Raw genomic sequence first — 14,159 nt, forward strand, 5'->3', positions numbered from 1 at the left:
TGTAGCGCGTTGGCGGTTTATTGACCAGGAATGTCCTTGCGCAGTTTCACCGGGTCCTGCTGTTTTTTCTTCTTCGCGATGGCGGTGCGCATCTTGATGTTGATGGCTTCCACCGCCAGGGAGAAGGCCATGGCGAAGTAGACGTAGCCTTTTGGTACGTGCACTTCGAAGGCCTCGGCGATCAGTACGGTACCGACCACCAGCAGGAACGACAGCGCGAGCATCTTCAGCGACGGGTGCTTGTCGATGAATTCGCTGATGGCGCCGGCCGCCAGCATCATCACCAGGACCGCGACAATGATCGCCGCCACCATGACCGGCACATGGGACACCATGCCCACTGCGGTGATGACCGAGTCCAGGGAGAAGACGATGTCGATGATGGCGATCTGGATGATGGTGTAGATGAAGTTGCCGCCCTTGCCTTTGGGTTCATCCAGGGTTTCGTCTTCACCTTCCAGTGCGTGGTACATCTCCTGGGAGCTTTTCCACAGCAGGAACAGGCCGCCGAAGAACAGGATCAGGTCCCGCCCGGAAATGCCTTGGCCGAAGACCACGAACAGATCGGCCGTAAGGCGCATGACCCAGGTGATCGACAGCAGCAACAGAATCCGCGTGACCATGGCCAGGGCCAGGCCGAAGATCCGGGTGCGCGCCTGCATGTGCTTGGGCATGCGGCTGACCAGGATCGAAATCATGATGATGTTGTCGATGCCCAGGACGATTTCCAGGGCGGTCAAGGTAAAGAAGGCAACCCAGATTTCCGGGTTGGTCAGCCATTCCATGTGTATTCCTTTGAGCGGTTGTTATGGCCCGGGCCGGGAAGCCGGCCCGAGCGAAGAATCATTGCTTTTATAGCGTGCTGAACAGCGGAAAAATCCCCATCAGCAGAGCGGCGAACATTATGCACAGACAGACCAGAACTGCCCACTTGAGGGTGAAGCGCTGGTGATCGCCGAACTCGATGCCAGCCAGGGCCACCAACAGATAGGTCGAGGGTACCAGCGGGCTGAGCAAGTGCACCGGTTGGCCGACGATCGACGCCCGGGCCATTTCCACCGCCGTGATGCCGTAATGACTGGCGGCTTCTGCCAGCACTGGCAATACGCCGTAGTAGAAGGCGTCGTTGGACATGAAGAAGGTGAACGGCATGCTCACCAGCGCGGTGATCACCGCGAGATAGGGCCCCAGGGCTTCAGGGATCACTGCCAGCAGGCTCTTGGACATGGCGTCGACCATGCCGGTACCGGACAGGATGCCGGTGAAGATACCGGCAGCGAAGATCAGCCCGACCACTGCCAGCACGCTGCCGGCGTGGGCCGCGACCCGGTCCTTCTGCTGCTGCAGGCAGGGGTAGTTGACGATCATGGCAATACTGAAGGCCACCATGAACAGCACGGGCAACGGCAGCAGCCCGGCGATCAGCGCGCACATCAGGGCGAAGGTCAGGGCACCGTTGAACCAGATCAGCTTCGGACGACGGGCGTCGGGGTACTGCGAGACGCTGATTTCACTGTGATCGATCTCATCGCCCGCCAGGTGCAGTTCGCCCAGGCGTGCCCGTTCACGTTTGCCGTACAGATAGGCGATCGCCAGGATCGCCACCACACCGGCCAGCATCGCTGGGATCATCGGCACGAAAATGTCCGACGGGTCCACGTGCAAAGCGCTGGCGGCGCGGGCGGTCGGGCCGCCCCAGGGGGTCATGTTCATCACCCCGCCGGCGAGGATGATCAGGCCGGCCATGATCCGCGGGCTCATGCCAATGCGGCTGTACAACGGCAGCATGGCGGCCACGCAGATCATGTAGGTGGTGGCGCCGTCACCGTCCAGGGACACCACCAGGGCCAGCACGGCGGTGCCGACCGAGACCTTCAGCGGGTCGCCCTTGACCAGCTTGAGGATCTTGCGCACCGCCGGGTCGAACAGGCCGGAGTCGATCATCAGGGCGAAATACAGAATGGCGAACATCAGCATCACGCCGGTGGGCGCCAGCTTGGTGATGCCTTCGAGCATCATGGGACCGATCTTCGGTGCGAAACCGCCGAACAGGGCGAACAGGATCGGCACGATGATCAGGGCGATCAGCGCGGACAGGCGCTTGGTCATGATCAGGAACATGAACGTGATGACCATGGCAAAGCCAAGGAAAGTCAGCATGGGAATACTCCAGGCGTAGCGCGGCTAGGGAATGGCGAACCGGGTGGGATCAGCGCAGAACGGCAAGCACGAGGCGTACGGGGGGAGTCGAAGCGAACAGGCGGGTACGAGCGGACATCAGAATCACCATTGTTGTTGTTAATAGGGCCGGGAGCGCCAGAAACGCCCGCTGTGGCCAACCGGTCTTTTGCCGGTAGTGGAGGCGATCCTAATCGGGGAAGCTTTCAGCCAGCTTTCGGCATTGAAAGGAAACGGTGGATGTTGCGGCAGGCGACCAGCGGCATAAAGTGACGGGCATGGGCCCGAAAGAGGAATGCACATGAGTGAGTTGCACACCGGCGGCTGCCACTGCGGGCGGCTGCGCTACCAGTTCAGCGGGCCACTGCGGGATATCGCCCACTGTCATTGCTCGATCTGCCGCCGGGTCAGTGGCGGTCTGGTGACCACCTGGATCACTTTGCCCGCCCGGGCTTTCAAGTGGCTGGAAGGCGTTCCCGCGCGCTACGACTCATCTGCAAGTTGTGCGCGCTATTTCTGCGCTGACTGCGGTGCTCACTTGGCACTGGTTACCCACCTGAGCCCGGACAGCATCGATGTCACCATCGCCACTCTGGATCACCCGGAACGGGCGCCTGCGGACCGGCATATCTGGACCGAAAGCCGGCTTCCCTGGCTGCACCTGGATGAGCAACTGCCGGAAGAACCCGAGGAAACACTGTAGGAACCGGCTTGCCGGCGAAGCTTTCAAGGCAGCTCCAACCCACCCGCTGCCTTGTGCAGAGCCCGCAGGTGCTCGCCCACCTGCTTCAGATTGGCCTCGTTGGCGGCGATCTCGGCGGCCCGGGCTGGTTCGAGCAACGCCCGCACTTCCTTGTCCAGTTCGCCGGTCAGCGATTGCAGCTGTTTCTGCCGCTCACTGCTTTCGGACTCCAGGCGCTGCCATTCGCCGGGCTGGGGCAAGCCATAGCCGCTGCTGCCCAGCAGTTCCGCCGGTCGGCTGAGGAAGCCGCTGTTGGCGAGAATTTCCTGCAAGGTCTTGTTGGCTTTTTCCATGCCGCCATTCTTCAGTTCCCGGGCGCCCAGGTAGCGCTGCTTGACCTCGTCCTGGGCCAGCAACAGTTGCCGGCGATAGCTGGCCTGCTCCAGGAGCAGCAAGGCCGCGCTGGTTCGCAGGTCGGCCCGGTCGAACCACTCGCGGCGTTGCGCAGCGCTCAGTGACAGCCAGTCTTCGACGCTGGCCTGTTTGATCGGCAGGTGCTTTTTGATCACTTCGAACATGGCCTGGTAGCGGTCGCGGAAGGAGTCGAAGCGATAGCCCAGGCGCAGCGCTTCCCGGGGATCGTCGAGTACGCTGGTGTCCGCCAGTCCCCTGCCCTTGAGCACTTCCAGCAAGCCGTTGGGCATGATGCTGTCGAGGCCGATCAGTTGTTTGTTGTTGCTGCCGCTGCGCAGCAGCTTGAGGCTCTCCACTGCGCAGTTGTTGGACAGGAAGTAATAGTTGCCGTCATAGCTCCAGTGCATCTCGGCGGCGTGCTCCACCACTTCCTCGATCTCGCTGCGTGACAGCTTCAGGGGCACGGATGCCAGGCTGCGCAGTTCGGTCTTGGTGTATTCATCGATGACCTGCGACAGCGGCAGGACGAACAGCCGCGAAGGATATTTGCCCACCAGGCCATCCCAGCTGGACAACTGTACGTCGCCGACAAAGGCGCGGTAGGACAGCACCAGGTGTTGGTCCAAGTCCAGGCGGCAATCCGGGCCACGGGGCCGGCCTGGGGCACAGATCACCAGGCGCAGCATGCTGTGGCCCCAGCGGCTGACCCAGTTCTGGTTGGCCTCGGCCAGCAGGTAGTCCACCGCGTAGACCCGTTCCGGGTCGACCTTGCCCAGGGGCGTCTTGGCGAAGTCGTTGCCGGCGTTGAGGAAGGCAAAGGACTGGGCACAATTGTCCTTGGCTGCAGGGGCCCAGGCGAAATGTTCCTGGTAGTAGCGATACAGCGCCGGGCGGCGGCAGGCGTAGCTCGGATCGAGGAGGAAGTACTCCATGTTCACCGCTACGAACTCTTTCGGGTTGGTGATCTCGTAGAGGTCCGGACTGCGGGCAACCTGCCGGTTGTGCTGTTCCCGCTCGCCGCGGCGACCGACATATTGCGGCCAGCCGGCCAGGTCCAGCAGCCGCGGGTCGTCGCTGAGGGTAAAGCGGCGATCGTTCTGGCCCCGGCACTCATCCGGCAGGCCGATCAGGCCGGAAGTACCGGTCTTGCGGGTGCAGCGCTGGATCAGGCTGCGTTCGGCGCTGGGCCATAAACGCGCACGATCATAAATATGGGTCAGTTCATGAAGTACGGTGGCGAGCAGTTCCCGGCGCACGGTGCCGTGGGGGCGACTGGTCTTCTGGGTCGCAGCCGAGCCATCGGCCAGGCTGGGCAACAGGGCACGATTGAGGTCCAGTTCCGCAACCAGGGATGCCGCGCCATAGGCATTGTCGGGCATCTGGTCGGTCCAGCCGACATCAATGGTGCGATCCAGTTGCTGGATGAAGCGCGGCGGCAGTGCCTGCATCGCTTCATCCAGCAGCGCCTGGCTGGCGCGTTGTTGCGCCGGGCTCAAACCATCGGTCTTGAGGCGTAATTGCAGGTCGGCTTGGGCGGTGCCACAGAGCAGCCCCAGGGTCCCGGCCAGCAGCCAGGTGAAAACTGGCTTCACAGAGCGAGGATAGCTTCGGCGAGGACCTGATCGCTGGCGTTACGGGCTTCCGGCAATTGGGTGCGCAGTGCAGTGAAGGCAGCTTCCAGTTGTGCGCCACGGATATCGCCATTGCTGGCGACAAAGCTGGCGGCATCGTCATGGGCTTCGCGCACGACTTTGGAGTCTCGGATCGAAGTGGTGGTGTCCGAGGTGAAATCGATCGTGCGGCCAGAGGCGCGGACGATGATATTACTGGTGGCCACCAGGGTTTGTGCCTGGGCCACGTCGGCCAACAACAGCAGGCCAAGGGTGGCGGCAATCAGCGGGCTACGCATGGAACGACTCCGGAATAACAGGGATGGCTATTGGACGAGAATTGCCTGCGCCAGTTCAAGGTCGCTGGCATGAAGTTTTGCCTGGTGTTGCCGCAGATATTTCAGTGCGGACTCCAGGCGTGCCCCACGCAGTTGGCCGTCGGTCGCAATGAAGGCGGCGGCGTCATCCTGGGCGGCGACCAGCAGTTTATGGTCGAAGGGCGCCGAGGTCACCTGGCTTGTAGCGTAAGCCGTGATGACCGAGCTCTGGGTCGTCAGGTCAAATGCCTGCACCGAGGAGGCCCAACAGACAGTGATCAATAGTGGAGCGAAAAGCGAAATTCGGAACAAACCCAAGAGTCTCGACAGCTGAAAACCAGCGCCAAGGCTAGCGCAATGGCCCGGGCAGGGCCAGCGCAGAGGGCTTCAGGTGCGTATACGCACCTGAAATGGCAGGTCAGATCGCCAGGATTGCTTGAGCCAGTTGTGTGTCAGTGGCCTGCAACTGAGGGGCTTGTTGGCGGATGTGGGCGAAGGCACTTTCCAGTTTTACCCCGCGAATTGCGCCGTCGGTGGCGACGAAGCTGGCGGCGTCATCCCGGGCAGCGCGGACAATCTTGTTGTCGCGCAGGGAGGAGGTGACGTCGGAGGTCGCATCGGTCGTGGCCTTGAGGGCGCCGACAATGGCGTCAGTGGTCACGATCAGGCTAGTGGCGTGGGCATTGGCGGCCAGGGACAGCAGTGCGGCAGCGCTGAGCAGTCGAAGACGGGACATGGGTAACTCCTGTGAATGAAACAGACAATTAAAGGGCGCTGAGTGAGACGCCGGGCAGCCACTGCGAGGTGCTGTGTCCGATGAAACTGACGCAACTCGGAAGAAAATCGCTACGTCACTTCAGATATTAGGCTGAGCTTTTCTATTCGCACAGATCTGTGTCAGGGCTGGGGGCTGCCAACAATGAATTCATGACGCAGTCCTCGTCGAGACGTCGAACGATTGGCTTGCAGCATCAAGCTATTGGGTTTCTCGGCGAAGAGACAGATAGGCTGGGATTTGAACTGTACCTATTATATTTTGTTTTTATTAAACTGTACCTGTCATTGGCTGGTACAGACTGTCCTTCACCTCTGAACGTTTGTCATCGGCCCACAACGACAAAACCCGTCGCAGTTTCCCGCGACGGGTTTTGTGTGTGCAATTCGGGGTGCTGGCGGTGGACCCGGAGGGTCAGAGCCAGCGACGCTGAGTTAGCGCCAGAACGGCTTGCTCAGCTCTTCGTAGCGTTGTGCTTCGCTGATCCCGGCATCGGCCAGCAGACGCGAATCCAGGCGAGCCAGTTGATGGCGGCTGGAGATGCGGCGCTGCCACAGCATCAGGTTGGCGATAACGCGCAGAGGCAGGGAAGCCTGGGTTTTTTCAGCTTTGTCTTCGAAGAACAGTTCGGAACTGAGTGTACGTTCCATGGTTGACATCCTTCCGCTTGTGGCGGGATCAGGTAGTGATTTAACTGGTGCCCATGATCCTCTTCCCGCGCAAGACTCTGTAGATACAGTTCACCTGTATTGTGAAGGACCAGTTAACTGTTTATAGAGGCTGTACTGTTCGTAAATGGCGCAACTGTACCTGTCAGCACCTTTTTGGTGCGTTTAGGCGGTTTTTGATTGGAAGTTAACGGTTTTAGGCGAGGGAAAGACCGGTACAGCAGTACAGTTTTTGTCGGCCTATGATGGGCGGCTGGCGAGCTGACGAAACTGTGTTTGCGTCAGCTGCCAACTGTATCAATCACTCGGCGAGCATTTTCCCGGTTTCTTCCAGATTGATGTGCCAGCTCAGGGCATCACGCAGTATGTGTGGTGTGTGACCACCCAGGGCGCAGGCCTTGGTGAAGTAGTCATTCAGCGCGTCGCGGTAGGACGGATGCACACAGTTGTCGATGATCACCCGGGCCCGCTCACGTGGCGCCAGGCCACGCAAGTCTGCCAGGCCGATCTCGGTCACCAGGATGTCGACGTCATGCTCGGTGTGGTCCACGTGGCTGACCATGGGCACCACGCTGGAAATCGCCCCGCCCTTGGCAATCGACTTGGTGACGAAGATCGCAAGGTGCGCGTTGCGGGCGAAGTCGCCGGAGCCGCCGATGCCGTTCATCATCCGCGTGCCGCAGATGTGGGTGGAGTTGACGTTGCCGTAGATGTCGAACTCCAGGGCGGTGTTGATGCCGATGATGCCCAGGCGGCGCACCACTTCCGGGTGGTTGGAGATCTCCTGGGGGCGCAGCACCAGCTTGTCCTTGTAGCGTTCCAGGTTGCCGAACACGTCGGCGTTGCGCCGGCTCGACAGGGTGATGGAGCTGCCCGAGGCGAAGCTGAGCTTGCCGGCGTCGATCAGGTCGAAGGTCGAGTCCTGCAGCACCTCGGAGTACATGGTCAGGTTCTCGAATGGCGACTCGATCAGGCCGCACATCACCGCGTTGGCGATGTTGCCGATGCCCGCCTGCAGCGGGCCGAGCTTGTTGCTCATGCGTCCGGCATCCACTTCCTGCTTGAGGAAGTCGATCAGGTGATTGGCGATGCCTTGTGTTTCGCTGTCCGGGGTGGACACGGTAGACGGCGAGTCGGACTGGTTGGTGATGACGATGGCGACGATCTTTTCCGCTGGGATCGGAATCGCGGTGCTGCCGATGCGATCGTCGACCTTCACCAGTGGGATTGGGGTGCGGGTTGGACGATAAGTCGGGATATAGATGTCGTGCAGGCCTTCCAGGTTCGGGTTGTGCGCCAGGTTGATCTCGACGATCACCTGCTTGGCGAAGATCGCGAAGCTGGCGGAGTTGCCCACCGAAGTGGTCGGCACGATATGGCCCTGCTCAGTGATGGCGACAGCCTCGATCACTGCAATGTCCGGCAGCTTGAGCTGCTGGTTGCGCAGTTGCTCGACGGTTTCCGATAAGTGCTGGTCGATGAACATCACTTCGCCGGCGTTGATCGCCTTGCGCAGGGTGCTGTCCACCTGGAACGGCATGCGCCGGGCCAGGACGCCGGCTTCGGTGAGTTGCTTGTCCAGGTCGTTGCCCAGGCTGGCACCGGTCATCAGGCTGATTTTCAGCGGGGTCACCTTGGCCCGTTCGGCCAGGGCATGGGGCACGGCCTTGGCTTCACCGGCGCGGGTGAAGCCGCTCATGCCGACGGTCATGCCGTCCTCAATCAGGGCGGCAGCGTCGGCGGCGCTCATCACCTTATCCAACAACGAAGGCAAGCGGATACGATCACGGTACATGGATTGTTATCTCGGGCAACGGAAGCAAGAAGCGCAGTCTAGTGATTTCAAAAAAAAACGCCCCGCGACAAAGGTCGAATGAAAGGCCCTGATCTAGAGCCTTCTGTCGGCTTTATGGTGTAAATAAAAAACCCCAGCCTACTAAAGGCTGAGGTTTGGGTTATTGCGCTACAGCAGCTTTACTCGACGGCTTTGACCATGTCTTCGATGACTTTCTTGGCGTCGCCGAAGACCATCATGGTCTTGTCCAGGTAAAACAGTTCGTTGTCCAGGCCGGCATAACCACTGGCCATGGAGCGCTTGTTGACGATGATGGTCTTGGCCTTGAAAGCCTCGAGGATCGGCATGCCGGCGATCGGCGATTTCGGATCGTTCTTCGCCGCCGGGTTGACCACGTCGTTGGCACCTAGGACCAGCACCACGTCGGCCTGACCGAACTCGGAGTTGATGTCTTCCATCTCGAACACCTGGTCGTAAGGCACTTCGGCTTCGGCCAGCAATACGTTCATGTGGCCGGGCATGCGCCCCGCTACCGGGTGGATCGCGTACTTCACGGTTACGCCGCGGTGGGTCAGCTTCTCGGTCAGCTCTTTCAGCGCGTGCTGGGCCCGCGCTACCGCCAGGCCGTAGCCGGGAACGATGATCACGGTGTCCGCGTTGGTCAGCAGGAAGGTCGCATCGTCAGCCGAGCCGGATTTCACCGGACGGGCTTCCTGTGCACCGGCCGGGCCGCCCGCATCGGCGCTGTTGCCGAAACCGCCCAGCAGCACGTTGAAGAACGAACGGTTCATCGCCTTGCACATGATGTACGAAAGGATCGCGCCGCTGGAGCCCACCAGGGAGCCGGCGATGATCAGCATCGAGTTGTTCAGGGAGAAACCGATCCCTGCCGCTGCCCAGCCCGAATAGCTGTTGAGCATCGACACCACCACCGGCATGTCGGCGCCGCCGATCGGGATGATGATCAGCACACCCATGACGAAGGCCAGGGCCAGCATGAGGGCAAAGGCGCCGAGGTTGCCGGTGGCCATGAAGGTCACGCCCAGGCCGAGGGTGGCCAGGCCCAACACCAGGTTGAGTTTGTGCTGGCCGGCGAACTGTACCGGTGCGCCCTGGAACAGGCGGAACTTGTACTTGCCCGACAGCTTGCCGAAGGCGATCACCGAGCCGGAGAAGGTGATGGCACCGATGGCCGCGCCGAGGAACAGTTCCAGACGGTTACCAGCGGGGATCGCATCGCCCAGGTGTTTGACGATGCCCAGAGACTGCGGTTCGACCACGGCGGCAATGGCGATGAACACCGCGGCCAGGCCGATCATGCTGTGCATGAAGGCCACCAGCTCCGGCATCTTGGTCATTTCTACGCGCTTGGCCATGATCGAACCGGCGGTGCCGCCGATCAGCAGGCCCACGATGACGTAGCCGATGCCGGCGGTGGCTAGTTCTGCGCCGAGCTTATAGATGAGGCCAATGGTGGTCAGTACCGCCAGGGCCATGCCCAGCATGCCGAACAGGTTGCCGCGTCGGGACGTGGTCGGGTGCGAAAGTCCCTTGAGCGCCTGGATAAAGCACACCGAGGCAATTAGATAGAGGGTTGTTACCAGGTTCATACTCATTACTTCTGCACCTCTTCTTTCACGGCTTTGGGCGCTTTCTTCTTAAACATTTCCAGCATGCGGCGGGTCACCAGGAAGCCACCGAACACGTTGACCGCGGCCAAGGCAACGGCCAGGGTGCCCATGGTCTTGCCCAGCGGGGTCACGGTCAGGGCTGCAGCCAGCATGGCGCCGACGATGACGATGGCGGAAATGGCGTTGGTCACCGCCATCAGCGGCGTATGCAGTGCGGGTGTGACGTTCCAGACCACGTGATAACCGACATAGATCGCCAGCACGAAGATGATCAGGTTGTAGATACCGGGGGAGATAAGCTCTTCCATCGTCTGAATCCCTGCTTAGGCGTTTTTGCGGATGACTTGGCCGTCGCGGCACATCAGGCACGCGGCGACGATGTCGTCTTCGAGGTTGACTTCGAACTGCCCTTCTTTAGTGAAGACAAGCTTCAGGAAGTCCAGCAGGTTGCGGGCGTACAGCGCCGAGGCATCTGCAGCTACCGCGCCGGCCAGGTTGGTCGGGCCGACGATGGTTACACCGTTTTCGACCACGACCTGATCCGCTACGGTCAGCGGGCAGTTGCCGCCCTGTGCTGCTGCCAGGTCGATGACCACCGAGCCGGGTTTCATCTGGGCGACGGTCTCGGCGCTCAGCAGCGTCGGTGCCTTGCGGCCTGGGATCAGCGCGGTGGTGATGACGATATCGGACTGCTTTGCACGCTCGTGGACCGCCTGGGCCTGGCGCTGCATCCAGCTGGCCGGCATGGGACGGGCGTAGCCACCGACACCTACAGCGCACTCGCGCTCTTCGTCGGTCTCGTAAGGCACGTCGACGAACTTGGCCCCCAGGGACTCGATCTGCTCCTTCACAGCTGGGCGCACGTCCGAGGCCTCGATCACCGCACCCAGGCGCTTGGCCGTGGCGATGGCCTGCAGCCCTGCCACACCGGCGCCGAGGATCAGCACGCGGGCTGCTTTGACGGTGCCAGCGGCGGTCATCAGCATTGGCATGAAGCGCGGATAGTAGTGGGCGGCCAGCAGCACAGCCTTGTAGCCGGCAATGTTGGCCTGGGACGACAACACGTCCAGGCTCTGGGCCCGGGAAGTGCGTGGTGCCGCCTCGAGGGCGAAGGCAGTAATGCCACGTTCGGCCAGCTTGGCGATGGTTTCATTGCTGAACGGATTGAGCATGCCCACCAACACGGTGCCGCTCTTGATCAGAGCCAGCTCGCTGTCGCTGGGGGCCACTACCTTGAGGATCAGTTCGGCGCCAAAGGCATCGTTGGCGTTGCCAATGGTTGCCCCTGCCGCTTCATAGGCACTGTCGACCACGCTGGCGTTAATGCCGGCGCCGCTTTGCACAGTGACTTTATGACCCTGGCCGATCAGCTTCTTGATGGTTTCCGGGGTTGCAGCAACCCGTGTTTCACCCGTCTGGGTTTCGAGAGGAACACCAATGTGCACGTCAAATCTCCTGCTTGATCTTATTGCTTTCGATCTTTCTTAGAAGGCCAGCGCACTGAGGAGGGTGCGGCTGGGGCGGCCGATCAGCACGATCCCGCTGAAATCACAGCGGGGCGCGGCATTTTGCAGGCGAACTTTGAGGCCTTCAAGGGATTCTGACTAGTGACGGAAAATTAACTACAAGTCACCCCGTGACCGAATGTCGCAACGTACAGACTTAAGCCCTTGTAAGCCGCGCCTTTCAAGGCTTTAGACATGAAATTAAGATTTTTCTCATCGGTGGCGTGAATAGTCTTACATCGCCTCTAAATAAACCCTACAAGCCGCGTGGTTAGGCGCTTGTAGAACGATTGTCCAAGGTGTCGGTACAGTCTGTCTAAATGCGACAAATAGTTATATCTGTAGGGCTTTGAATTAGTTGACTACGGGGTCAGCTATTGGTGTGTAGCCTTTATTTTCCAAGGTTGTAGCTGTTCGCCTGGTTTACTAGCCAGTCGCGAAATGCCCGTAAAGAGGCTGATTCAACCTTGCGCTCAGGAATCATCAGGTAGTACGCCTTGATGCTCGTGAGTGCTTGAGGGTTGGCAATCACCAGGCGTTTTTCCGCCAGTTCGCGCTGAATGAGAAAGGCTGGAATCAGGGCGATGCCCATGTCATGCATGGCTGCCTGGGCGAGCATGGAGAATAGCTCGTAGCGTGGCCCTGTCATGTCGCGGGGGATGCTCATTTGTTGTGAGTTGAACCACTGTCGCCAGGCGTAGGGACGTGTGGTCTGCTGCAACAGGGGCAGTTCGGCAATGGCTTCGGCACTCAGTTGCTGGTGGTTGCCCAGTATGGCCGGGCTGCACACCGGCACTGGATGCTCGCCCATCAGGCGATGGGACTGAGTACCGGACCAGTCGGCGTCACCGAAGTAGATGGCTGCGTCGAAGGGGGTATCGGCGAACAGGAAGGGGCGTGTGCGGTTGGTCAGGTTGACGGTGACTTCGGGGTGTTGCTGTTGGAAGTCCTTGAGGCGTGGTAGCAGCCATTGAGTGCCGAAGGTCGGTACCACTGCCAGTTCGATGACATTGGCGCCTTGCTGACCCATCACGGAAAGGGTGTCGCGCTCTACGGCATCCAGTTGAGTTGCGACCCGTCGACTGTAGGAAAGGCCGGCTTCAGTCAGTTTGACCCCCCGTCGCGAGCGTCGGAAGAGTTCTACGCCGAGGAACTCCTCCAGGCTGGCGATCTGTCGGCAGACGGCGCCCTGGGTCAGGGAAAGCTCCTGTGCCGCCTTGGTAAAGCTCTCGTGACGGGCGGCGGCCTCGAAGCTGATCAGGGCGGCGGTACTGGGGATCTTTCTGCGCATGTACGGCTATCTCACTAATGGTGGCTGTAGATGGCACTTTTTGCCGTCACGAAGTGAGAAATTAGCACAACAGTATGCAAAATCCTCGTTTGCCGGGAGGCTCCTGCTGGGCCTAGGATCAGCCCACGATAGTTGACCTACTTCACGAGGATTCACTCATGGGCGGCAAAGCAAGCTTCAACTGGATCGATCCCCTTCTGCTGGACCAGCAACTGACTGAAGAGGAGCGCATGGTCCGCGACAGTGCCGAGCAGTTCGCTCAGGACAAGCTGGCACCACGGGTTCTGGAAGCTTTCCGCCATGAGAAGACCGACCCGGCCATCTTCCGTGAAATGGGTGAAGTCGGCCTCCTGGGCGCGACCATTCCCGAGCAGTACGGCGGCAGTGGCTTGAACTATGTGTGCTATGGCCTGATCGCTCGTGAAGTGGAGCGCGTGGACTCGGGTTACCGCTCCATGATGAGTGTGCAGTCGTCCCTGGTGATGGTGCCGATCAACGAGTTCGGCACCGAAGCGCAAAAGCAGAAGTACCTGCCGAAATTGGCGTCTGGCGAATGGATTGGCTGCTTTGGTCTGACCGAGCCGAACCATGGTTCCGATCCGGGCGCGATGATTACTCGTGCTCGCAAGGTCGAAGGTGGCTACAGCTTGACCGGCAGCAAGATGTGGATCACCAACAGTCCGATCGCGGATGTGTTTGTGGTCTGGGCCAAGGATGACGCTGGTGATATCCGTGGCTTCGTTCTGGAGAAAGGCTGGAAAGGTCTGAGCGCTCCAGCCATTCATGGCAAGGTGGGCCTGCGGGCGTCGATCACTGGCGAGATTGTCATGGATAACGTTTTTGTCCCGGAAGAGAACATCTTCCCGGATGTGCGTGGTCTGAAAGGTCCTTTCACTTGCTTGAACTCTGCACGCTACGGCATCTCCTGGGGCGCGCTTGGCGCGGCGGAGTTCTGCTGGCACACCGCGCGTCAATACACCCTGGATCGTCAGCAGTTTGGCCGTCCTCTGGCTGCGACTCAGTTGATCCAGAAAAAGCTGGCAGACATGCAGACCGAAATTACTCTCGCCCTTCAGGGCTGCCTGCGTCTGGGGCGGATGAAGGATGAAGGGACCGCGGCGGTGGAAATCACCTCGATCATGAAGCGCAACTCCTGCGGCAAGTCTCTGGATATCGCGCGGATGGCTCGTGACATGTTGGGTGGCAACGGTATCTCCGATGAGTTTGGTATCGCCCGTCACCTGGTGAACCTGGAGGTGGTCAATACCTACGAAGGCACTCACGACGTGCATG

14 protein-coding genes (1 of these 14 cut by a window edge) are annotated in these 14,159 nt (G+C 60.3%); 2 read left to right on the forward strand and 12 right to left on the reverse strand.

Annotated elements, in window-relative coordinates:
• Window positions 1-17: 17 nt before the first annotated feature.
• Both LOY69_RS00525 and LOY69_RS00530 read right to left on the reverse strand, forming a co-directional pair.
• Window positions 18-785, reverse strand: coding sequence for a TerC family protein (locus tag LOY69_RS00525; RefSeq protein WP_102862514.1), 768 nt, complete (start codon window positions 783-785; stop codon window positions 18-20).
• A gap of 67 nt (window positions 786-852) precedes the next feature.
• Window positions 853-2,160 (reverse strand): CitMHS family transporter, encoded by a 1,308-nt coding sequence (locus LOY69_RS00530; protein WP_102881461.1) that lies wholly within the window; start codon window positions 2,158-2,160, stop codon window positions 853-855.
• Window positions 2,161-2,479: 319 nt separating this feature from the next.
• On the opposite strand from LOY69_RS00530, the gene LOY69_RS00535 reads away from it, so the two are divergent.
• Window positions 2,480-2,881: a GFA family protein gene (locus LOY69_RS00535; RefSeq protein ID WP_265073990.1), complete on the forward strand. Its 402-nt coding sequence runs from the start codon at window positions 2,480-2,482 to the stop codon at window positions 2,879-2,881.
• Between the two features lie 23 nt (window positions 2,882-2,904).
• Here LOY69_RS00535 and LOY69_RS00540 read toward each other — a convergent pair whose 3' ends face one another.
• The 10 genes from LOY69_RS00540 to LOY69_RS00585 form a co-directional block, all read right to left on the reverse strand.
• On the reverse strand, window positions 2,905-4,866 hold the full coding sequence (locus LOY69_RS00540) for a DUF4105 domain-containing protein (RefSeq protein ID WP_265073991.1): 1,962 nt from the start codon (window positions 4,864-4,866) through the stop codon (window positions 2,905-2,907).
• Window positions 4,863-5,183 (reverse strand): DUF2388 domain-containing protein, encoded by a 321-nt coding sequence (locus LOY69_RS00545; protein WP_102862518.1) that lies wholly within the window; start codon window positions 5,181-5,183, stop codon window positions 4,863-4,865. The genes LOY69_RS00540 and LOY69_RS00545 overlap by 4 nt, the downstream gene beginning before the upstream one ends.
• A gap of 27 nt (window positions 5,184-5,210) precedes the next feature.
• The gene (locus tag LOY69_RS00550; protein ID WP_413787152.1) at window positions 5,211-5,504 is read right to left on the reverse strand and encodes a DUF2388 domain-containing protein; all 294 of its coding nucleotides are present in this window, start codon (window positions 5,502-5,504) and stop codon (window positions 5,211-5,213) included.
• A gap of 115 nt (window positions 5,505-5,619) precedes the next feature.
• A complete protein-coding gene (locus LOY69_RS00555; RefSeq protein WP_102881464.1) occupies window positions 5,620-5,937 on the reverse strand; it encodes a DUF2388 domain-containing protein in 318 nt (105 codons plus the stop codon).
• 473 nt (window positions 5,938-6,410) lie between these two features.
• Window positions 6,411-6,626: a DUF1127 domain-containing protein gene (locus LOY69_RS00560; RefSeq protein ID WP_011058498.1), complete on the reverse strand. Its 216-nt coding sequence runs from the start codon at window positions 6,624-6,626 to the stop codon at window positions 6,411-6,413.
• Between the two features lie 319 nt (window positions 6,627-6,945).
• Window positions 6,946-8,439: an acetyl-CoA hydrolase/transferase family protein gene (locus tag LOY69_RS00565; RefSeq protein ID WP_102881465.1), complete on the reverse strand. Its 1,494-nt coding sequence runs from the start codon at window positions 8,437-8,439 to the stop codon at window positions 6,946-6,948.
• 179 nt (window positions 8,440-8,618) lie between these two features.
• Window positions 8,619-10,055 (reverse strand): NAD(P)(+) transhydrogenase (Re/Si-specific) subunit beta, encoded by a 1,437-nt coding sequence (locus LOY69_RS00570; protein WP_016963710.1) that lies wholly within the window; start codon window positions 10,053-10,055, stop codon window positions 8,619-8,621.
• Window positions 10,055-10,378, reverse strand: a complete 324-nt coding sequence (locus LOY69_RS00575) for an NAD(P) transhydrogenase subunit alpha (RefSeq protein ID WP_005783507.1) — start codon at window positions 10,376-10,378, stop codon at window positions 10,055-10,057. The genes LOY69_RS00570 and LOY69_RS00575 overlap by 1 nt, the downstream gene beginning before the upstream one ends.
• A 15-nt stretch (window positions 10,379-10,393) precedes the next feature.
• Window positions 10,394-11,515 carry a Re/Si-specific NAD(P)(+) transhydrogenase subunit alpha gene (locus LOY69_RS00580; protein WP_102862522.1) on the reverse strand — a complete coding sequence of 374 codons (1,122 nt, stop codon included), beginning with the start codon at window positions 11,513-11,515 and terminating at the stop codon, window positions 10,394-10,396.
• 451 nt (window positions 11,516-11,966) lie between these two features.
• Window positions 11,967-12,866 (reverse strand): LysR family transcriptional regulator, encoded by a 900-nt coding sequence (locus tag LOY69_RS00585; protein ID WP_253084173.1) that lies wholly within the window; start codon window positions 12,864-12,866, stop codon window positions 11,967-11,969.
• Between the two features lie 158 nt (window positions 12,867-13,024).
• On the opposite strand from LOY69_RS00585, the gene LOY69_RS00590 reads away from it, so the two are divergent.
• On the forward strand, window positions 13,025-14,159 hold the 5' portion of the coding sequence (locus tag LOY69_RS00590; protein ID WP_077933165.1) for an acyl-CoA dehydrogenase. It continues 47 nt past the right edge of the window; the window shows 1,135 of its 1,182 coding nt (coding positions 1-1,135); it begins with the start codon at window positions 13,025-13,027; its stop codon lies off the right edge, out of view.

It is taken from the genome of Pseudomonas sp. B21-059 (assembly GCF_026016285.1).
Taxonomy (GTDB): domain Bacteria; phylum Pseudomonadota; class Gammaproteobacteria; order Pseudomonadales; family Pseudomonadaceae; genus Aquipseudomonas; species Aquipseudomonas danubii.